This window comes from Arthrobacter sp. 10T44, from assembly GCF_056393885.1.
The window spans coordinates 1-20,341 of record NZ_JBFTGT010000007.1; the positions used below are offsets into that span (position 1 = coordinate 1).

Consider the following 20,341-nt stretch of genomic DNA (forward strand, 5'->3'; position numbering starts at 1 on the left):
TTGTTCGCCGGGCTGCAGGCAGCCAGGGAAAACATGAGCGAACCGGCAGCGGCAACGCCGAGGAAAGTCTTGATGGATGTACGCATGGGAGTGCTCCTTGGAATTGGCTCAATGGGTGTCCCGTCCCCGCCGCCCTGGTAGGGGCTGACACTTTCCTGCGGGTCCGGCTTGGTCTGTCAGGAGTACTTCGGCAACACCCGCCCTCCCGGATGGGTCCCCACCGAACCGACACCAACCCGTTACACAACGGGTGCACCGACGTTGATGATCCCGCACCGCCGGCACCGCCATGTTGACCGACCCGGAGCCCACGGGCCGGATGCCCCCACGCCGAATGCAGCCCGCCAGCGTCCAGTCATGCCGTTTGCGGCGTGGCCGGCCATGGAAGGGTAAGCAGCGCCAGTGCTGCCGGAAATCAAGTGGAGGAGTCACAACCGGCAACAGGCCGACCAACAAAAATGGGCCCGCGCGGGCCCATAAATGGAAATTTTTACACACTCAGCGGCCCACAAGCCCCTGAACAAGGAAACACTGTGCCCGAGGTGGGACTCGAACCGGGTTCCAGCACCTGAGTTTCTGCCGCTGCCCCGAAATCCTCCGCAATTCGGCCCAGTCCGGCAGCAGTACGACCCGATCCGAAGCCCAGGGTGTGCACATTGTGCACACCCCCTCTTTTGCCCACTTCAGCGCAACCAGGCTGCTAAAGCGGCAGTCCGCGCGGGGCAGTTCTGGCTTGAACGCGATTTCGCTCCGATTTGAAGAGTAGGCCACCGGAACCGGACCGGGCTCGAACAAGCACAGCACTACGGCGCGGCCCTCATGCTGGAAATCAATGAAGATCACGGCGGCGGGTTCCTCCTTTTCGACATCACCGCCCGCTCCGGCACGGACTGGACAGAAAACGACCTACGCGGGTTTGGCCCGAGGACACCCGGACGTTCTCACTGTCGCCGTCGTATCCGGCGCTCTCCACCACGGTGGTCCAAGGGCATCGGCGCCGGTAACATCCTGGAATTCAGGGCCCCGACAACGTGGCGCATGAACTCTTCGCCCCTGCCTGTGATGTGTTCGACCTGAGGCGTGTTGGATGCGCTGCCCAACCGCGTATCGCTGTGCCGTCGAGTCTTTCACCAGATGACCTCTGGCCAGATATGTTGCACCGCCCCTTACAGTGAAGTCATGCTGCACTCAACCCGGCAAGGCTCCGGTAAGCCACTCCTCCTGATCCATGGGCTCGGTTCCAGTATTGGTAACTGGAACCCGATAATCCCGGCGCTGGCCGCTGAACGCGATGTCATCGCCGTCGACCTCCCCGGTTGCGGCGAATCCGCGCCGCTAACCGGAGAAACCACAATTGCCACGCTGACCGATGCCGTCGAAGCCTTTATCCGCGACGGGGAACTGGGTGACCTTGATCTGGTAGGCAGCTCCATGGGCGCCCGGATGGTGTTGGAAATGGCACGGCGAGGGCACGCTGGCACCACAATCGCACTGGACCCCGGGGGATTCTGGAATGACCGCCAGGCAGCAATCTTTGGTGCAAGCATCAAGGCCTCCGTCGCACTGGTGCGCCGTATCCAACCGGCGCTCCCCTTCCTCACGGGCAACCCCGTTGGCCGCACGGCCCTGTTGGCTCAGTTCTCCGCCCACCCATGGAAGCTGCCGCAGGATCTGGTCCTGCATGAACTTCGCGGGTTCAAGACATCGACCAGTCTGGACCCTGCCCTCAACGCGCTGATTCACGGACCCCGCCAGGAAGGCGCACCGGCCGGTTCACTCAAGGGCAAAGTGGTCATTGGATGGGGGCGGAAGGACAAGGTCACCGCTCCCAGTGAGGCGGCGCGGGCCATGGAGCTGTTCCCGGATGCAACGCTCCACTGGTTCGAAAGCTGCGGTCACTTCCCGCACTGGGACCAACCAACGGAGGCGGCGCGCCTGATCCTCGATAGCACCGGCTGAGCTGCGGCTGAGCGCCGGGGCGGAGCCATTATGTTTGAGTTGGCTTCCGAAAGGTGGAACCTGCGACGGCTGGGGATGACGCCCCAGTCTCGGGAGGCATCGACGCCGCCGTGCACTAACGAGAGGCTGTCCGAGGATCCTGTTAGCGTTGCAACCATGACGACACATCAGATCACCCTTGGTGCGATCAACCTGGAGGCTCAGAATCCAGCCACGCTTGCCGATTTTTGGGCGTCCGTGACCGGCGCCTTGCCCTCACCGGGCGGCGACAGCGTCTACCTGCCATCTGCGGGTCCCGGAGGGTTCGCAATGTTCTTCCAACCCATGACCGGTCCTCGCCCCGAGCACCAAACGTTCCACCTAGATCTGACCGTGCCCTGGGGGTCACGACAGGCCGAGGTCAGACGCCTCCTCGACCTCGGTGCCACTTACCAGTGGGACGTCCTTGACGAATTCCCACACGTGCGGTGGACCACTCTTGCTGACCGGGAGGGGAACCTCTTCTGCGTGGCCGAACACCCACCCACAGACCAACAGGGTTTGTGACCCGACCCAAGTCAAGCATCGGGTGTGTGAGAGGCTCCGCCAACGGGGCGCCACGAAAACACCCAAAGACTCTGATCGTCTGCGCGCTCTTAAGCTCCCACAGCTGGATCAATTCGGACTATCCACGGCTGAAGATGGGTGTGCGGTCCGGACGCCGTGGCTCGGTTTTCGTCGCTCACCATCGTCACAGCGTGGAGCCAGTTTCAGCTTCCCGTGCAGGGCCAGAAATATTCGACACAACAGGCAAGAAACCGTTCGAGCCGCATCTGCCCGCTCTCAACACAACCCGGTACGACAAAGACAGATCCGGAAATCTTGCCATGAACAGTCGTGACCGGAATTAGTGCAAACGAGCCGAGGCGACTCCGCTCGCCCAGCCAGCATCAGGTCATGCAGTTCAAGACCCTCCCCGCCATGAACAGATAACCAGCCACACCGCTGCCCAAACCCAGGAGAAGGCACAGCCACCAACAAAAAAAGCCCCCGAGGGGGTCCATAAGTCAACAGTTTGTCCACACGCAGAGGCCCCACAGCCCCTGCCTAGGGAAAACAAGTGCCCGAGGTGGGACTCGAACCCACACACCTTTCGATACCGCATTTTGAGTGCGGCGCGTCTGCCAATTCCGCCACTCGGGCGCGGAGTACACCGGCTGTCACATTCGCTTGCTCCATGGTGCTGTGAGCAACGCGATCGGTTCCGGTGCGCGAAATTACTCTACATGCAGATAGGCTGAATTCCAGAATCGCGCCAGTGACGCCGCATCGATCCCTACCGGCCCCAGTACACCCGCGGACGTGCCTCAGATGGTCCAGTTCCCGCCGTACCTTTCCAAGGAGTACCCGTGTCAGAACAGACGGAGTCAACCCCCACCTCCCAGCCTGCGCGCCGCGTCGTCGTCGCCGAGGATGAGACCCTCATCCGGCTGGACATCATCGAGATCCTGCGCGGCGAAGGCTACGACGTCGTAGGCGAGGCGGACAACGGCGAGAAGGCCGTCCAGCTCGCGGAAGAGCTCAAGCCCGACCTCGTCCTGATGGACGTCAAGATGCCCGTCATGGACGGCATCTCCGCGGCAGAGAAGATCGTCAAGGCCCGGATCGCCCCCGTGGTGCTGCTGACCGCGTTCAGCCAGAAGGAACTGGTCGAGCGCGCCCGCGACGCCGGCGCCATGGCCTACGTGGTGAAGCCCTTCACCCCGGCCGACCTGATCCCGGCCCTGGAGATCGCACTGTCCCGGCACGAGGAAATCAAGGCCCTCGAAAGCGAGGTGAGCGACCTGCAGGAGCAGTTCGCCACCCGCAAGCTCGTGGAGCGCGCCAAGAGCCTCCTGACCACCAAGATGGGCCTGACGGAGCCGGAAGCGTTCCGCTGGATCCAGAAGACATCCATGGACCGCCGCCTCAGCATGCGCGAGGTCGCCGAAACCATCATCAACCAGGTCAACTAGCCGCTAACAAACAGACAGACAAAGGGAGGGCCCCGCCGCTGAATGCCAGCGGCGGGGCCCTCCCTTCGGTGTATCTGGAGAAGAACTAGATCTTGGTGTTCTTCTTCTTCTTTTCCGGCCAGGGGCCGAGCTTGTCCTTGGTGACGGCGTTCTCGCCGTGGCTGCCGGCGTCGGCCAGGTCGCCTACCTTGTGGACCTTCAGCATGTTCGTGGAACCGGCCTTTCCGGGAGGCGAACCGGCCGCAATGACCACCATGTCGCCGTCCTCGACGAGATCCATCTCGAGCAGGTTGCGGTCCACCTGGGCGGTCATCTCGTCGGTGTGGCCCACCATCGGGACCAGTACCGGCTGGATGCCCCAGGTCAGCGCGAGCTGGTTCCAGACGTGCTCCACCGGGGTGAAGGCAAAGACCGGGCGGATCGGCCGTAGCCGCGACAGGCGTCGTGCGGAGTCGCCGGACTGGGTGAAGGTACAGATGTACTTTGCTTCCAGCTGGTCGGCGATCTCGACGGCGGCACGGGTGATGGCGCCGCCGCGGGTCTTGGGCTTGGTGCCCAGCGGGGGGACGCGTTCCAGGCCGTGGACCTCGGTGGATTCGATGATCCGGGCCATGGTCTTGACGGTCTCGATCGGGAACTTGCCCACGCTGGTCTCGCCCGAGAGCATGACGGCGTCCGCGCCGTCGAGCACGGCGTTGGCGCAGTCGGAGGCCTCGGCGCGGGTCGGGCGCGGGTTGTCGATCATGGATTCGAGCACCTGGGTGGCCACGATGACGGGCTTGGCCCAGCGGCGGGCCAGTTCGACGGCGCGCTTCTGCACGATCGGCACCTCCTCGAGCGGCAGCTCCACACCGAGGTCGCCACGGGCCACCATGATGGCATCGAAGGCGTCGATGATCTCCGGGAGCTGGTCCACGGCCTGCGGCTTTTCGATCTTGGCGATCACCGGCACGCGGCGGCCTTCTTCGTCCATGATTTCGTGGACGCGCTTGATGTCCGAGGCGTCGCGGACGAAGGAGAGGGCCACCATGTCCACGCCGCGGCGCATGGCCCAGCGGAGGTCGTCCTCGTCCTTTTCGCTCAGCGCGGGCACGTTGACGGCCACGCCGGGCAGGTTGATGCCCTTGTTGTTGGACACGTAGCCGCCGACAACCACCTGGGCGACGACTTTGACGTCGTCCACCTCGATGGCGCGCAGCGCCACCTTGCCGTCGTCGATCAGCAGCGAGTCGCCGGGGTTTACGTCCTCGGTGAGGCTCTTCAGCGTCGTGGAGCAGATGTCCTTGGTGCCCGGGACGTCCTCGGTGGTGATCGTGAAGGTGTCACCGACGGCCAGCAGGTGCGGTCCGTCAACGAAGCGGCCGAGGCGGATCTTCGGGCCCTGCAGGTCGGCCATGATGGCGACGGCCTTGCCGAGCTGGCCGGCGGCCTTGCGGACGTTCTCGTAGGTGTTGTCGTGCACGGAGTAGTCTCCGTGGCTCATGTTCATGCGGGCCACGTCGACCCCGGCTTCCAGCACGGCAAGCGTGTTCTCGAAGCTCGCGATCGCCGGTCCGAAGGTGGCCACAATTTTAGCGCGTCTCATATACCTACCCTAGTTGTCTCTTGGTTGTTTTAAGTTGTTGCGGTGATGAACGGCCGGTGCCCGGTCCGGACCCGGCAGGGTCCGGACCGGGTTACAGGACGGCGATCGCCCGGTCGGTCGGCGCAACTGGCGCCGGGAGAATGGTGCTGCCCATCAGGAATTTGTCCACCGCGGCGGCGCAGGCGCGGCCCTCGGCGATTGCCCAGACGATCAGGGACTGACCGCGACCGGCGTCTCCGGCGACGAAGACCCCTTCCGTGTTGGTCATGTAGTAACCGTCCCGGGCCACGTTCCCGCGGCCGTCGAACTCGGCGTGCACCTGCTCGGTGATCCCGGCGGGTTCGGCGCCGGTGAAGCCCAGGGACAGGAAAACGAGGTCCGCCGGGATGATCCGTTCGGTGCCGGCCTTCGGCAGGCGCAAGCCCCCGACGAATTCCGTCTCGGCAACCTTCACGCCGGTCAGCTTGCCGTTCTCGCCGACAAATTCCACGGTGGAGGCGAGGTAGGTACGTTCGCCGCCCTCCTCGTGCGCGCTGGCCACCTCAAACAGGGTGGGGAACGTCGGCCAGGGCTGGTGCGCGGCCCGCTCGGCGGACGGCTGCTTGCCGATCGCCAGCGTGGTCACGGACGCTGCCTGGTGCCGGTGTGCGGTGCCGAGGCAGTCCGCGCCGGTGTCGCCGCCGCCGAGGATCACAACGTGCTTGCCGGCGGCGTTGATCTGGTTTTCCACCGTCTCGCCGGCCACCACGCGGTTGGCCGGGACGAGGTAATCCATCGCGAAGTGCACGCCCTCAAGGTCCCGGCCCGGGATGGGCAGGTCCCGCGGCACGGTCGCCCCGGTGGCGACCACGACGGCGTCGTAGCGCCGGCGCAGCTGTTCCCAGGTCACATCGGTGCCGACGGCGACGCCGGTCCGGAAGCGGGTGCCTTCGGCCTTCATCTGGTCCAGGCGGCGGTCCACGTGCTCTTTTTCCATCTTGAAGTCGGGGATGCCGTAGCGGAGCAGGCCGCCGATCTTGTCGTCGCGCTCATAAACGGCGACGGTGTGGCCCACCCGGGTCAGCTGCTGCGCGACGGCGAGCCCGGCGGGGCCGGAACCGACGACGGCGACCGTCTTGCCGGAGAGGCGTGCCGGCGGCAGCGGGTTGACCCAGCCCTTGTCAAAGGCCTGGTCCACGATGGAAACCTCGACCTGCTTGATGGTCACGGCGGGCTGGTTGATGCCCAGCACGCAGGAGGCCTCGCAGGGTGCCGGGCAGAGCCGGCCGGTGAACTCGGGGAAGTTGTTGGTGGCGTGCAGCCGCTCCATCGCTTCCTCGCCCTTGTCCCGCCAGATGAGGTCGTTCCACTCCGGGATGAGGTTGCCCAGCGGGCAGCCCTGGTGGCAGAACGGGACACCGCAGTCCATGCAGCGGCCGGCCTGGCTCTTCAGGACGCCCTTCTCCTGGGCTTCGTAAACCTCTTTCCAGTCCATGATGCGGACCGGGACGGGACGGCGCGGCTGTGTTTCACGCTGGCGTACTTTCAGAAATCCGCGTGGATCAGCCACCGGTCACCTCCAGGATTCGAGACCAAACTTCTTCGCCGTCGGGGTCCAGGCCCTCTTCGATGGCGTCAAGACGGGTTTGCAGCACGGCCGCGTAGTCGCGCGGCAGCACCTTGGTGATGCGGGCCGCGGTGTCGTCGAAGTTCTCGAGCAGCCGGGCCGCGTGCTGCGACTCGGTCTCCTCGAGGTGCTTGACCAGCAGTCCGTGGACGATTTCGCGGTCTTCGGCGTCGAGTTCGCGCAGCTGCAGCTCGCCGGCGTCGAGGGCCTGCTTGTTGACCCGTTCGGTCTGCAGGTCCAGGACGTAGGCGGTGCCGCCGGACATGCCGGCGCCGAAGTTGCGGCCGGTGCGGCCGATGATAAGCGCCTGGCCGCCGGTCATGTACTCGCAGCCGTGGTCGCCGATGCCTTCGACCACCGCGGTGGCGCCGGAGTTGCGCACCATGAAGCGCTCCCCCACCTGCCCGCGCAGGAACAACTCGCCGCTCGTGGCGCCGTATCCGATCACGTTGCCGGCGATCACGTTCCGCTCCGCCGGGAACACGTTGGTGCGGTCCGGGCGGACGATGATGCGGCCTCCGGAAAGACCCTTGCCGACGTAGTCGTTGGAGTCGCCGAACATCCGGAGCGTGATGCCGGCCGGCAGGAACGCGCCGAGCGACTGTCCGGCGGTGCCGGTCAGCGTGATGTCGATCGTGTCGGTGGCGAGCACGTCGGTGCTGAAGGTCTTGGTGACCACGTGGCCGAGCATGGTGCCCACGGACCGGTCCGTGTTGATCACGTCGACGGCGATTTTCACCGGGGTCCGGTCGCTGAGGGCCTCGGCGGCCATCGCGATCAGTCGCTGGTCGAAGTGCTTGTCCAGCTCGTGGTTCTGGCCCGTGAGGTTGCGCAGCGGCGCATCGTCGTCGAACTCCAGTCCGTGCAGGATGGGGTCCAGGTCCAGCCCTTCGGCCTTCCAGTGGCTGATCGCCTCGCGGGTGTCGAGCATTTCGGCGTGGCCGATCGCTTCCTCGAGGCTCCGGAAGCCGAGTTCGGCCAGAATCTCGCGGACTTCCTCGGCGAGGAATTCGAAGAAGTTGACCACGAATTCGGGCTTGCCGGTGAAGCGTGAGCGCAGCTCGGGGTTCTGCGTCGCGACGCCCACCGGACAGGTGTCCAGGTGGCAGACGCGCATCATGATGCAGCCGGAGACCACCAGCGGCGCGGTGGCGAAACCGAACTCCTCGCCGCCGAGCAGCGCGGCGATCACGACGTCGCGGCCGGTCTTGAGCTGACCGTCCACCTGCACCACCACGCGGTCGCGCAGGCCGTTGAGCATCAGGGTCTGCTGGGTCTCGGCGAGGCCGAGTTCCCACGGCACGCCGGCGTGCTTAAGCGAGTTCAGCGGCGAGGCGCCGGTGCCGCCGTCGTGGCCGGAAACCAGCACGACGTCGGCCTTGGCCTTGGTGACGCCGGCCGCGACCGTGCCGATGCCGACCTCGGAGACCAACTTGACGTGCACCCGCGCCGAGGGGTTGGCGCGCTTGGCATCGTAGATCAGCTGCGCGAGGTCCTCGATCGAGTAGATGTCGTGGTGCGGCGGCGGCGAGATGAGCCCGACGCCGGGTGTGGAGTGCCGGGTCCGGGCCACCCAGGGGTAGACCTTCTGGGCCATCAGCTGGCCGCCTTCGCCGGGCTTTGCACCCTGTGCCATCTTGATCTGGATGTCGTCGGCGTTAGTCAGGTAGAGGCTGGTGACGCCGAAGCGGCCCGAGGCGATCTGCTTGACGGCCGAGCGCCGGGTCGGATCCAGGAGCCGGTCCACGTCCTCGCCGCCTTCCCCGGTGTTGGACTTGCCGCCGAGCCGGTTCATCGCGATGGCCAGCGTCTCGTGGGCTTCCTGCGAGATGGAGCCGTAGCTCATGGCGCCGGTGGAGAACCGCTTGACGATGCTGGAGACGGACTCCACTTCCTCGAGCGGGACCGCGGGGCGCAGGCCGGCCTTGAACTTCAGCAGCCCGCGCAGCGTCATCAGGTTCTCGGACTGGTCGTCAACGCCGCGGGTGTAGGCCTTGAAGATGTCGTAGCGGCGTTCACGCGTGGCGTGCTGCAGCCGGAACACCGTCTCGGGGTTGAACAGGTGCGGTTCGCCGTCGCGGCGCCACTGGTACTCGCCGCCGCCCAGCAGGGGCTGGTGCGGCTGTTCGATGCCGTTTTCCGGGTACGCCATCCGGTGCCGCGCAGCGACCTCCGCGGCGATGACGTCGAGGCCGACGCCGCCGAGCTGGGAGTGGGTGCCGGAGAAGTATTCGTCCACCAGGTCCTGGCCGAGGCCGAGGGCTTCAAAGGTCTGGGCGCCGGTGTAGGACGCGACCGTGGAGATGCCCATCTTGGACATGATCTTCAGGACGCCCTTGCCGAGGCCCTTGATCAGGTTGTAGACGCCGTCCTGCGGGGTGACGCCGGTGACGTCTCCGGAACTGATGAGCTGCTCCACGGATTCCATCGCCAGGTACGGGTTCACCGCGGAGGCGCCGTAGCCGATCAGCACGGCGACGTGGTGCGTTTCGCGGACGTCGCCGGCCTCGACCACGAGCGCCGTCTTGGTGCGGTTGGCGCTGCGCAGCAAGTGGTGGTGCACGGCGCTGACCAGCAGCAGGGACGGGATCGGCGCCCACTGGGCGTTGGAGTCGCGGTCCGAGAGCACGACGTACTGGACGCCGCGGTTGATGGCGCCGGAGACCTGCTCGCAGATTTCGGTCAGCCGGGCGCGCAGGGCGCTCTCGCCGCCGTCGGGGCGGTAGAGGCCGCGCACCTTCATGGCGACCCGGTCGCCGTCGGCGTTCTCGATGTTCGCGATCTTGGCGAGCTGGTCGTTGTTGATCACGGGGAACGGCAGCGAGACCTGCGGCTGGCGGACCTGCTTGGTGTCCAGCAGGTTGCCGTTGGGGCCGATCGCGCAGGTCAGGGACGTGACCAGTTCCTCGCGGATGGCATCCAGCGGCGGGTTGGTGACCTGCGCGAAGGACTGCACGAAGTAGTCGAAGAGCAGCCGGGGCCGCTTGGAGAGCACAGCCACCGGGGTGTCCGACCCCATGGCGCCGAGGGGCTCGGCACCGGTCCGGGCCATCGGGCCGAGCAGGATCTTCAGTTCCTCGGTGGTGTAGCCGAAGGTGCGCTGGCGGATGTTGACCGAGGCGGCGGTGTGCACCACGTGCTCGCGTTCGGGCAGGTCCTTGAGGTCGATCAGGTTGTCCTTGAGCCACTCGGCCCAGGGGTTCGCCGCGGCGACCTCGGCCTTGACCTCGGCGTCGTCGATGATCCGGCCGGCTTCGGTGTCCACGAGGAACATCTTGCCCGGCGAAACGCGGCCCTTCTTGACCACATTGGAGGGTTCGACGTCGATCACGCCGACCTCGGAGGCGAAGACGACGAGGCCGTCCTCGGTGATCCAGTACCGTCCCGGGCGCAGCCCGTTGCGGTCCAGGGTGGCGCCGACGAGGTTGCCGTCGGTGAAGGACACGGCGGCGGGACCGTCCCACGGCTCCATCAGCAGCGAGTGGTACTCGTAGAACGCGCGCCGGGCGGGATCCATCGTGGCGTGGTTTTCCCAGGCCTCGGGGATCATCATCATGATCGAGTGCGTGATGGGCCGGCCGGAGAGCCAGAGCAGTTCGGCGACCTCGTCGAAGGAGGCCGAATCCGAGGCGCCCGGGGTGCAGATCGGGTACAGCTCTTCCGGGCTGTCCCCCAGCAGCGGATTGGCAAGCTGCGACTGGCGGGCGCGCATCCAGTTCCGGTTGCCCTTGACCGTGTTGATCTCGCCGTTGTGGGCGATGGTGCGGAACGGCTGGGCCAGCGGCCAGGACGGGAAGGTGTTGGTGGAGAAGCGCGAGTGGACGATCGCAAGCTTGGTCTTGAAGCGCTTGTCCGAGAGGTCCGGGTAGAACGGCTCCAGCTGGGCGGTGGTGAGCATGCCCTTGTAGACGATGGTCCGGGAGGACAGCGAGGGGAAGTACACGCCGTACTTGTTTTGGGCGCGCTTGCGGATCCGCCAGGCCCGGGAGTCGAGTTCGTTGCGGGAGAGCGTCTCGCCGGTGCTGGAAGCGAAGAAGGGCTGCGCGAAGTACGGCATGCAGGCCCGGGCCATGGCTCCGACGAGGTCGGCCACGATCGGGACTTCACGCCAGCCCAGGACGGTGAGGCCTTCGTCGGCCGCGAGACCCTCAATGCCTGCCTTGGCGGCATCGGATTCGCGCTGTTCGGCCGGCAGGAACGCGGTGCCCACAACGTACTGCCCGGCGGCGGGGAGTTCGAAGTCGGTAACTGCACGGAAGAACTCGTCCGGGACCTGCATGAGGAGGCCGGCGCCGTCGCCGGTTCCTTCATCGGCGCCGACGGCACCGCGGTGCTCAAGGTTGCGCAGGGCGGTCAGGGCAGCATCGACGATGTCGTAGCCAGGCTCGCCGCGCAGGGTGGCGATGATGGCCAGCCCGCAGGCGTCCTTCTCCTGCTCCGGGTTGTAAAGCCCGGCAGCTTCGGGCAGCGCCGCAAAACGCTTGAACGGTGAGACCGCCGTAGTGGGCTGTTCCGGACCGGACCAGCTGGGGCTATGCAGGGTTTGGGTCATGGGAGACGTCCTTCCTCCTGATCGTGCGTATGGGAGGGACAACATTGGCCCGAATCGGTGCGCCGGTGTGACGGGCACAACAACGTGATTTTCCTACTCGAATTGTAGGCCAGCGCCGCTTGCTGTACGAACAGTTACGCGGGCCGCCGACCTGGGTTTGCATAGCGCGCAGCTGTCTGCTGCCTGCTCAATCGTACAAACCCTGTCGCCACGACGCTGTGGACTCGGACCCAGCCGGCGATCGCCCTGCAGCCCGATTGCCGGAGCTGAGTTACTTGGTGCTGTCAGCGTCCGGTGCGGTCCCGGTGGCCCGGCGGCCGGATACTCCGGTTGCCGGTTCTCCGGTGGCGGGCATGGTGCCGCCGGTGGATTCTCCGGCCGCCGCAGCTGAGGCTGAGGCGCGGTCCGGACCGCTCTGGTTCTCCCGGAGATTATCACGCGATTCAGTATCTGAGACAGCAGAGTCCGAATGGCGGATGGTTCCGCGGTCGGCCGGGACCGTCGCCGGCTCCCGGGGTTCGCCGGGTTCCGCCGCCGGCTCGGGCCCGACGGCGGCGTCGGCGGTGTCGTCGTCAGCCGTCTTGTCGGCTTCTTCGTCGGCGGCGTCCCTCTCGTGGCCTGTCGTCTCGTGGTCTGTCGTCTCGTGGTCTGTCGTCTCGACGCCGGCCGTCTCGTCCTCGGCGTCCCCGGCAAGCGCCGCGGACTCGGGCTCGCGTCCCGGCAGGTACGGGGTGTCCGGCACGTCGCGCTTGCGCAGTCCGAGGACGATGAAGACCACCAGGGCGGCGAGCAGGACGAAGATGCTGGTCCAGACATTGAGCCGGGTGGTGATGCCGAAGAGGTTGATCTGTTCGGCGTCGTCGATCCGCATGGCCTCGATCCAGACGCGGCCCAGCGTGTAGTAGATGGCGTAGAGCCAGAACAGCCGGCCGCGGCGGAACGCGAACTTGCGGTCCAACGCGAGCAGCAGCGCCACTCCGACGAGGTTCCACACGGATTCGTAGAGGAAGGTCGGGTGGAACAGCGTGTCGGCGGGCATCCCGGCCGGGAAGTTGGGGCTGTCGGCGTCGACCTGGAGGCCCCACGGCAGGGTGGTCGGGCCGCCGAAGAGCTCCTGGTTGAAGTAGTTGCCCCAGCGGCCGATCGCCTGGGCGAGCAGCAGGCCGGGCGCCGCGGCGTCAACGAAGGCGCTGAGCTTGACTCCGGCCCGGCGGCAGCCGATCCAGGCGCCGACGGCACCCAGCACCACGGCACCCCAGATGCCGAGTCCGCCGCGCTGGATCTGCGGGATCAGGGACAGGTCGCCGGTGCCGTCGAAGCCCGGGCCGAAATAGGCGTCCGGCGAGGACACCACGTGATAGAGCCGGCCGCCGATGATGCCGAAGGGGATCGCCCAGATGGCAATGTCCCAGACGCTGCCCTCGGGCGCACCGCGGCGCGCCCAGCGCACCGACGTCAGCCAGAGGCCGGCGATGATGCCGGCCAGGATGCACAGCGCGTAGGCGTGAATGCGCAGGGACCCCCAGGGCAGCGGGATATCGAAGCCGGACCAGTCCGGGCTCGGAATGCTCGCGGGAACCATCGCTGCCGCGTGGAGGACTGACTGCATTGCTTACGCTTCTTCCTTGGTGAGGCCGGTGCTGAGCTCTTTCGTCAAGGACGCTACAGCATCGACGCCGCCCTCACCGATCGCCGCGACGAGGGCCGTGCCGACGATTACTCCGTCCGCGTAGGCGGCGATTTCGCGGACGTGGCCCGCGTTGGAGACGCCCAGGCCGACGCAGACGCGCTCGGCGCCCGCCGCGCGCGCTGCGGCCACGACGTCCTTGGCAGCGGAGCTGACCGAGGTGCGGGCGCCGGTGACGCCCATGATGGAGACGGCGTAGACGAAGCCGCGGCTTGCGTCGACCGTGCGCTTCATCCGTTCCGGCGAGGAGGACGGCGCCACGAGGAACACCCGGTCCAGGCCGTACCTGTCCGAGGCGGCCATCCATTCCGCCGCCTCGTCCGGGATCAGGTCCGGCGTGATCAGCCCGGCTCCCCCGGCGTCCGCCAGGCGGCGGGAGAACTCGTCCACGCCCATCCGGACCACGGGGTTCCAGTAGGTCATGACCAGGACGGCCGCGTCGGTCTTGCTCGTGATGCCGCGCACAACGTCGAACACCTGGCCGACGTGGAAGCCCTTGGCGAGGGCCTCCGTGGTGGCGGCCTGGATGACCTGGCCGTCCATCACCGGATCCGAATACGGGATGCCGATTTCGATCAGGTCGGCGCCGTTTTCGGCCAGGGCGATGCCCGCGGCGATGGTGTCCTCGACGCTCGGGTAGCCAGCGGGCAGGTAGCCGATGAGGGCGGCACGGCCCTGGGCCCGGGCGCGGTCGATGGCCGCCGCGGACTTGCTGGCGGGCTGCTGCTTGCCTTCTGCTCTGTTTTCGGCGGTGCTCACAGCTGCTCCCCCTCCTGGGCGATCTCGTGTTCGGGTGAATCCTTGTCCAGCAGGTCGAACCATTCCGCGGCGGTGGCCACGTCCTTGTCGCCGCGGCCGGAGAGATTCACGAGGACGATCTTTTCTGACGCATCGCCAGCCTCCGCGGCGAGCCGCTGGCCGATCTTGATCGCGCCGGCCAGGGCGTGCGCGGACTCGATGGCCGGGATGATGCCCTCGGTCCGGCAAAGCAGCCGGAAGGCCTCCATGGCTTCGCTGTCCGTGATGGGCTCGTAGCTGACCCGGCCGATGTCGGCGAGGTAGGAGTGCTCGGGTCCGACGCCCGGGTAGTCCAGGCCAGCCGAGATGGAGTGCGACTCGATCGTCTGGCCGTCGTCGTCCTGCATGAGGTAGGACCGGGCGCCATGCAGCACGCCGGGCTTGCCCAGCGTGATGGTGGCCGCGTGGCGACCCGTTTCGACGCCTTCGCCGCCGGCTTCGAAGCCGTAGATCTTCACCGAGGGGTCATCCAGGAAGCCGTGGAAGATGCCGATGGCGTTGGAGCCGCCGCCGATGCAGGCGCAGACGGCGTCCGGCAGCCGGCCGGTCTGTTCCAGGATCTGGGCGCGGGCCTCCTCGCCGATGACCTCGTGGAAGTACCGGACCATGGCCGGGAACGGGTGCGCCCCGGCCGCGGTTCCGAGCAGGTAGTGCGTATTGTCCACGTTCGCGACCCAGTCGCGGAGGGCCTCGTTGATGGCGTCCTTGAGCGTCTGCGATCCGTTGGTCACCGGGATGACGGTGGCCCCGAGCAGCTCCATCCGGGCCACGTTGAGGGCCTGCCGGCGGCAGTCCTCGGCGCCCATGTAGACCACGCACTCCAGGCCCAGCAGGGCGGCGGCGGTGGCACTGGCCACGCCGTGCTGGCCGGCTCCGGTCTCGGCGATCACACGGGTCTTGCCCATCCGCTTGGCCAACAGCGCCTGGCCCAGCACGTTGTTGATCTTGTGCGAGCCGGTATGGTTCAGGTCCTCGCGCTTGAGGAAGATGCGGACTCCCCCGGCGTGCTCGGCGAAGCGCTTGGCTTCGGTGAGCAGCGAGGGACGGCCGGAGTAGTTCTTGTTCAGCTCCGCGATCTGGGCGGTGAACTCGGGATCAGCCTTGGCCTTCTCGAAGGTATCCTCGAGTTCGTCCAGGGCGGCGATGAGGGACTCGGGCATCCAGCGGCCGCCGTACGAGCCGAAGTAGGGTCCGGGGGCGTGGCGCAGGGAGGGTGCACCCTGCGGTCCGTCCTCGTCCGGGCGCTTGCCCTCCAGGAACGCATCCACGGGGCTTTCATCTGAGCCGGCTGTTGGCGCATCGACCATCAGTCTCACCATCCTGTTCCACTGCTAACTAGATCTTCGGTGCCGCACGGAAGCACCGCGGGGTCCGGCCGGGGGCCGGGCCGGACCGCGGGTCAGGAGCGTGCGGCGATTTCTTCGGCGCCGGCGGCCATGAATTCGGCGATCCGCTCGCGCGGGGTCGCATGGCTGACCAGCGCCTCGCCCACCAGGACCGCATTGGCGCCGTTTGCCGCGTAGTGCCGGACGTCATCCACGCCGCGGACACCGGATTCGCCGACCACGAGCGCGCCGGCGGGGATGCCGGCGGCGAGATCCGCAAAGACGGAGCGGTCGACGTCGAGCGTCTTGAGATTGCGGACGTTGACTCCGATGATTCTCGCGCCCGCGGCAACGGCTCGTTCAACTTCGCCGGGCGTGTGGGTCTCCACGAGCACGTTCATGCCCAGCTCACGGCTGAGCGCACTGTACTCGCCCAGCTGCGCATCGGTCAGCGAGGCGACGATCAGCAGGATCAGGTCGGCTCCGTGGGCACGGGCCTCCCAGATCTGGTACTCGTCGACCATGAAGTCCTTGCGCAGCAACGGGATGTCCACGGCCGCCCGGACGGCGTCCAGGTCGGCGAGGGAGCCGTTGAAGCGCCGCTGTTCGGTGAGGACGCTGATCACGGCGGCGCCGCCGTCGGCGTACTGCACGGCGAGCGAGGCCGGGTCCGCAATGCTCGCGAGATCGCCCTTGGAGGGGCTGCGCCGCTTGATCTCGGCAATCACCTTGAGCTGGGTCCGGTCCGAGGGCCCGCCCAGGGCGGCCCAGGCGTCACGCGCCGGGGCGGCCGCCGCGGCACGCTCCTTCAGCTCGGCGAGCGTGACGAGGCGCTGGCGGGCCTCCATATCCTCCCTGACACCGGCATTGATGTCATCGAGAACAGTCACTCTTAGTGGCCGGAGTTCTTCAGCTTGCTGCCGCCGACGCCATAACCGGCTTTGCGCATCACGAAGCCCACCACGAGGCCGATCAGCATGACGACCGCACCGGCGACGAAGATCGGGGTGTTGGCGACGACGAACGCGATGGCCGCGATGAGGGCGCCGACCAGCATGATGATCACGGTGGTCCAGGCCGCCGGGCTGTTGCCGTGGCCGGTCGGCTCGCTGTGGTCGACGCCGTCGTAGATGCCGGTGCCGGCAGCGGGCTGGGATGCGGAAACAGGGGCTTTGCTCATGGAAATCTCCTCAGGATCAATACTGCTTACATTCTGCCATTTATTGACAGTGGTGTTTGCCGCGTTACCGGCCGCGCTGCGGGGTGCGGGCTCAGGTGGGGTCGTCGCCGCGGGAGAGCCGGTCCCAGCTGTCGATCTCATCGGCCGGCTGCGCGGGGTCCGAAGCGCCTGCGCTGGCGGCCGCGTCGTACTTCGTGCGGCTCTTCCAGTACCGTCCGGCAGGGACGATGGCGAGGGCGCCGAGGCCCAGCAGCGACCCGGCAACGACGGCGAGCACGGGGAATGCGGTGAGGGCCACCTGGACGTTGCTGCCGCTGATGCCGGTGGCGGCGGCGATGGAACCCTGCGCCGCGGCCAGCGGGTCGGCCAGCACGGTTGCCGCCGCGGCAACGATCCCTGCGGAGGCGAGCAGGATGATCGCCGTGATGACCCAGCGGGCGATGCGCCCGGCAATGGAGGCGGCGAGGCCTCCCGCGAGGGCGACAAGGGCGAGGGCCGTCACCGTGGTGGCGGCCTTGCTGCCCTGGACCTGCAGGCCGTTCTGGCTGCTAACGCCCTGACCCAGCTGGCTGGGGTCCAGCTGCACGGTCAGCCAGGTCTGCGTGGTGGTGCCGAAGACCGCCAGCGCAAGCGCGGCAATCACCAGCACCAGGGTGGATTTCCGGGCCCAGCGCGGGACGGCCGGGCTGGTGCTCTTGACCATGGCGGGGCCGGTCATGGCTGCTCCGTCCCGGCACTGGGCACGGTGTCGGCCGTGATGTTGCGCAGCGACTGGGCCGTGTGGACGGCCCGCATCGGGGCGGCCGCCTTGTTGATGGTTTCGATCGCCTCGGTGGCGTTGACTGAATCGGCCACGATCCCGCCGCCGGCCTGCACGTAGGCGCGGCCTTCGCGGAGCAGGGCGGAACGGATGGCGATCGCCATGTCCATGTCGCCGGCGAAGTCGAGGTAGCCCACCACACCGCCGTAGATGCCGCGGCGGTGCGGCTCCAGCTCGTCCAGGAGCCGCAGCGCACGGGGTTTGGGCGCTCCGGACAGGGTGCCGGCCGGGAAGGTGGCCTTCAGCACGTCGTAGGCCGTCGCGGTCGGGGCGAGCCTGCCCACCACCGTGGAGACCAGGTGCATGATGTGGCTGAACCGCTCCACCTCCATGAACTGCGTGACGTCCACAGTTCCGGCCACGCAGACCTTGGAGAGGTCGTTGCGGGACAGGTCCACCAGCATGAGGTGTTCGGCGCGTTCCTTCTGGTCCGCGAGCAGCTCCTCGGCGAAGGCCTTGTCCGCTTCAACCGTCTTGCCACGCGGCCGGGACCCGGCGATCGGGTGCGTGATGACTTCCTCCCCGGTGACTGTCACGAGGGCCTCCGGGGAGGAGCCCACGATCGAGTACTGGCGGCCGGCGGCGTCCTCGAGGCTGAAGATGTACATGTACGGGCTGGGGTTGGTGTTGCGCAGGACCCGGTAGACGTCCAGCGGATCGGCTCCGCACTCCATTTCGAAGCGGCGCGAGATCACCACCTGGAACACTTCGCCGTCGACGATCGCTTCCTTGCCACGGTCCAGGGCGGCCAAGTAATCGTTTTCATCCCAGCGCTCCTGCACGCTCGACGCGAAGTCCAGGGCTGCGGGCTGGAGTACGGAGACGGGCTGCTCCGTCGGGGTGCTGATCTTTGCCAGCAGGTCCTTCACCCGGGCGACGGCGTCGTGCCAGGCCTCGTCGACGCGTTCGGAGCTGTTGTCGAAATTGATCGCGTTGGCGATCAGCAGCACCGTGCCGTCCATGTTGTCGTGCACGGCCATGTCCGTCACGAGGTTCAGCGCCATTTCCGGAAGCTGCAGGTCGTCTTCCGGCGGGCTGGTGAGCTTTTCCCAGTGCCGGACGGTTTCCCAGCCGAGGAAGCCGACGAGGCCGGAGGTAAAGGGCGGCAGTCCTTCGAAACGTTCGGTGTGCAGGGCACGGACGGTGTCCCGGATGGCATCGACCGGGCTGCCGTCCAGCGGCACGCCGACGGGCGGCTCGCCGAGCCAGTGCGCCTGCCCGTCCTTGGTGGTCAGCGTGGCGCGGGACCGCGCGCCGATGAAGGAGTAACGGGACCAGGCGCCGCCCACTGCGGCGGACTCCAGCAGGAACGTCCCGGGCTGGCCCTGGGCGAGCTTGCGGTACAGCCCGATCGGCGTTTCGGCGTCAGCCAGCACCTTGAGCCGGACGGGGATGACACGGCTGTGGCCGGCGAGTTCCCGGAACTCGTCCAGGCTGGGGCTGATGATTCCAAGGTCCTGCATGGCTGCGTTTTTCCGCCTGTTCTCTTGGTCTAAAGCTTGCGAGGTGCCCGCGGCCTGCGCCGCGGTGCGCCGGTCAGTCGGCCTGGCCGACGACGGCGTCCAGCGCGCGTCCGTCGAAGCAGGTCCGGGTCCCGGTGTGGCAGGCGGCGCCGACCTGGTCGACCCGGACCAGCAGGGCGTCGCCGTCGCAGTCCAGAGCGAGCGACTTGACCCACTGCACGTGGCCGGAAGTGTCGCCCTTGCGCCAGTACTCCTGCCGGGAGCGGGAGTAGAAGGTGACCCGCCCGCTGGTCATCGTGCGGTGCAGCGCCTCGTCGTCCATCCAGCCCAGCATGAGCACCTCGTTGGTGTCGAACTGCTGGACGATCGCGGCCACCAGGCCGGCGCTGTCCCGCTTGAGAGACGCCGCGAGACCCGCGGGGAGCGGGCCGGCGTCGTGCGCCGAATCGGGGACGGCAGAACCCGGCGCGGCGGAAACCGGGACGGAATTTTCCGGGGCGTTTAGCTGGTCGTCGACCGGGACGGGGGCGGGGGCGGGCTGCTCAGACATCAGCTCAAGTCTAGTGCCTCCGCGCCCGCCCCTGCCCGGCGTTGCGGGCACCGCGCTTAACATCGCCGCCGAAAGCGCGTTGCGGCCGAAACCACGGCGCTTCCTGTGCCCAGAGGCGCGCCTCTCGTGCTAGTTTCACAAGTGATGCATTTCGTCGAACCGTCCCGAGAAGTTCTGGCCGAAACCCTGCTGGCGGCCGGTCCTGACTCCCCCACGCTCTGCAAGGGCTGGCAAACCCGTGATCTTGCAGCCCACCTCTACCTGCGGGAGCGCAAAGCCCGTGTTGGCCTGGGGCTCCTGATCAAACGGCTGTCCAAGGCCTCGGATGAGGCCACGGCCGAACTCGCCGCCACGGTACGGACCCCGGAAGCCTACGCGAAGCTGGTCAACACCTTCCGCGCCGGGCCGCCCGCTCTTTCCCCCATGCGGATCAAGGCCCTGGACGAAAGCTCCAACCTGATCGAGTACTTCGTGCACACGGAGGATGTCCGCCGGGCGGTGGACCGCTGGGCGCCCCGGGCCCTGGACGAGGCTTACTCGGACGCACTCTGGGATGAACTGATCAAGCGCGCCGCCATCCTGTACCGCGGCGTGGACCTCGGCATCGTGCTGGTGCGCCCGTCCGGGCCGCGGCATGTTGCCAAGCGGGCCCCCGTCTCGGTCGCGATCGTGGGCGAACCGGGTGAGCTCCTGATGCACGCGCATGGCCGGACCCGGCACGCGCTGGTGACCTTCGAGGGCCAGCCGGACGCCGTCGCGCTGCTGCAGTCCGCCGAAGTCGGACTCTAAGCTCGCGCTTAACCAAGCAACGCGGGGTCACAT

General features: G+C 67.2%; 15 protein-coding genes and 1 tRNA gene. 4 read left to right on the forward strand and 12 right to left on the reverse strand.

The genetic code is table 11. The features are described 5' to 3' along the window. Positions 1-1,179 precede the first annotated feature (1,179 nt). A complete protein-coding gene (locus tag AC1DBL_RS12385; RefSeq protein WP_476926232.1) occupies positions 1,180-1,959 on the forward strand; it encodes an alpha/beta fold hydrolase in 780 nt (259 codons plus the stop codon). A 156-nt stretch (positions 1,960-2,115) separates the two neighbouring features. Beyond that, entirely contained in the window at positions 2,116-2,505 is a 390-nt protein-coding gene (locus AC1DBL_RS12390; protein WP_441418777.1) for a VOC family protein, read from the forward strand. 554 nt (positions 2,506-3,059) lie between these two features. On the opposite strand, the gene AC1DBL_RS12395 is transcribed toward AC1DBL_RS12390, so the two are convergent. Next, positions 3,060-3,141, reverse strand: a tRNA-Leu gene (locus tag AC1DBL_RS12395). 206 nt (positions 3,142-3,347) lie between these two features. Between AC1DBL_RS12395 and AC1DBL_RS12400 the strand changes: the two genes are divergently transcribed. Continuing rightward, a complete protein-coding gene (locus AC1DBL_RS12400; RefSeq protein WP_056739732.1) occupies positions 3,348-3,953 on the forward strand; it encodes an ANTAR domain-containing response regulator in 606 nt (201 codons plus the stop codon). 85 nt (positions 3,954-4,038) lie between these two features. Here AC1DBL_RS12400 and pyk read toward each other — a convergent pair whose 3' ends face one another. From pyk to hisI, 11 genes are all read right to left on the reverse strand, one after another. Beyond that, positions 4,039-5,538, reverse strand: a complete 1,500-nt coding sequence (pyk, locus tag AC1DBL_RS12405) for a pyruvate kinase (protein ID WP_476892686.1) — start codon at positions 5,536-5,538, stop codon at positions 4,039-4,041. A gap of 91 nt (positions 5,539-5,629) precedes the next feature. Further along, positions 5,630-7,087 (reverse strand): glutamate synthase subunit beta, encoded by a 1,458-nt coding sequence (locus AC1DBL_RS12410; RefSeq protein WP_476909553.1) that lies wholly within the window; start codon positions 7,085-7,087, stop codon positions 5,630-5,632. Next, a complete protein-coding gene (gene gltB / locus AC1DBL_RS12415; protein WP_476892687.1) occupies positions 7,080-11,696 on the reverse strand; it encodes a glutamate synthase large subunit in 4,617 nt (1,538 codons plus the stop codon). The genes AC1DBL_RS12410 and gltB overlap by 8 nt, the downstream gene beginning before the upstream one ends. Positions 11,697-11,967: 271 nt before the next feature. Beyond that, positions 11,968-13,305 carry a prolipoprotein diacylglyceryl transferase gene (gene lgt, locus AC1DBL_RS12420; protein ID WP_476892688.1) on the reverse strand — a complete coding sequence of 446 codons (1,338 nt, stop codon included), beginning with the start codon at positions 13,303-13,305 and terminating at the stop codon, positions 11,968-11,970. 3 nt (positions 13,306-13,308) lie between these two features. Beyond that, the gene (gene trpA / locus AC1DBL_RS12425) at positions 13,309-14,142 is read right to left on the reverse strand and encodes a tryptophan synthase subunit alpha (protein WP_476892689.1); all 834 of its coding nucleotides are present in this window, start codon (positions 14,140-14,142) and stop codon (positions 13,309-13,311) included. Then, positions 14,139-15,488, reverse strand: coding sequence for a tryptophan synthase subunit beta (trpB, locus tag AC1DBL_RS12430; RefSeq protein ID WP_441418782.1), 1,350 nt, complete (start codon positions 15,486-15,488; stop codon positions 14,139-14,141). Before trpB ends, trpA begins: the two co-directional genes overlap by 4 nt. Before the next feature lie 92 nt (positions 15,489-15,580). Next, on the reverse strand, positions 15,581-16,396 hold the full coding sequence (gene trpC / locus AC1DBL_RS12435; RefSeq protein ID WP_476926233.1) for an indole-3-glycerol phosphate synthase TrpC: 816 nt from the start codon (positions 16,394-16,396) through the stop codon (positions 15,581-15,583). Positions 16,397-16,398: 2 nt separating this feature from the next. Next, the gene (locus tag AC1DBL_RS12440) at positions 16,399-16,686 is read right to left on the reverse strand and encodes an HGxxPAAW family protein (protein ID WP_476926234.1); all 288 of its coding nucleotides are present in this window, start codon (positions 16,684-16,686) and stop codon (positions 16,399-16,401) included. Positions 16,687-16,777: 91 nt separating this feature from the next. Continuing rightward, the gene (locus AC1DBL_RS12445; protein ID WP_476892691.1) at positions 16,778-17,404 is read right to left on the reverse strand and encodes a Trp biosynthesis-associated membrane protein; all 627 of its coding nucleotides are present in this window, start codon (positions 17,402-17,404) and stop codon (positions 16,778-16,780) included. Continuing rightward, positions 17,401-18,969 (reverse strand): anthranilate synthase component I, encoded by a 1,569-nt coding sequence (locus AC1DBL_RS12450; RefSeq protein WP_476892692.1) that lies wholly within the window; start codon positions 18,967-18,969, stop codon positions 17,401-17,403. The genes AC1DBL_RS12445 and AC1DBL_RS12450 overlap by 4 nt, the downstream gene beginning before the upstream one ends. A 73-nt stretch (positions 18,970-19,042) precedes the next feature. Beyond that, positions 19,043-19,519: a phosphoribosyl-AMP cyclohydrolase gene (gene hisI / locus AC1DBL_RS12455; protein ID WP_476892693.1), complete on the reverse strand. Its 477-nt coding sequence runs from the start codon at positions 19,517-19,519 to the stop codon at positions 19,043-19,045. Between the two features lie 144 nt (positions 19,520-19,663). Between hisI and AC1DBL_RS12460 the strand changes: the two genes are divergently transcribed. After that, complete coding sequence (locus AC1DBL_RS12460) at positions 19,664-20,308, forward strand: TIGR03085 family metal-binding protein (RefSeq protein WP_175321717.1); 645 nt, start codon at positions 19,664-19,666, stop codon at positions 20,306-20,308. Positions 20,309-20,341 lie beyond the last annotated feature (33 nt).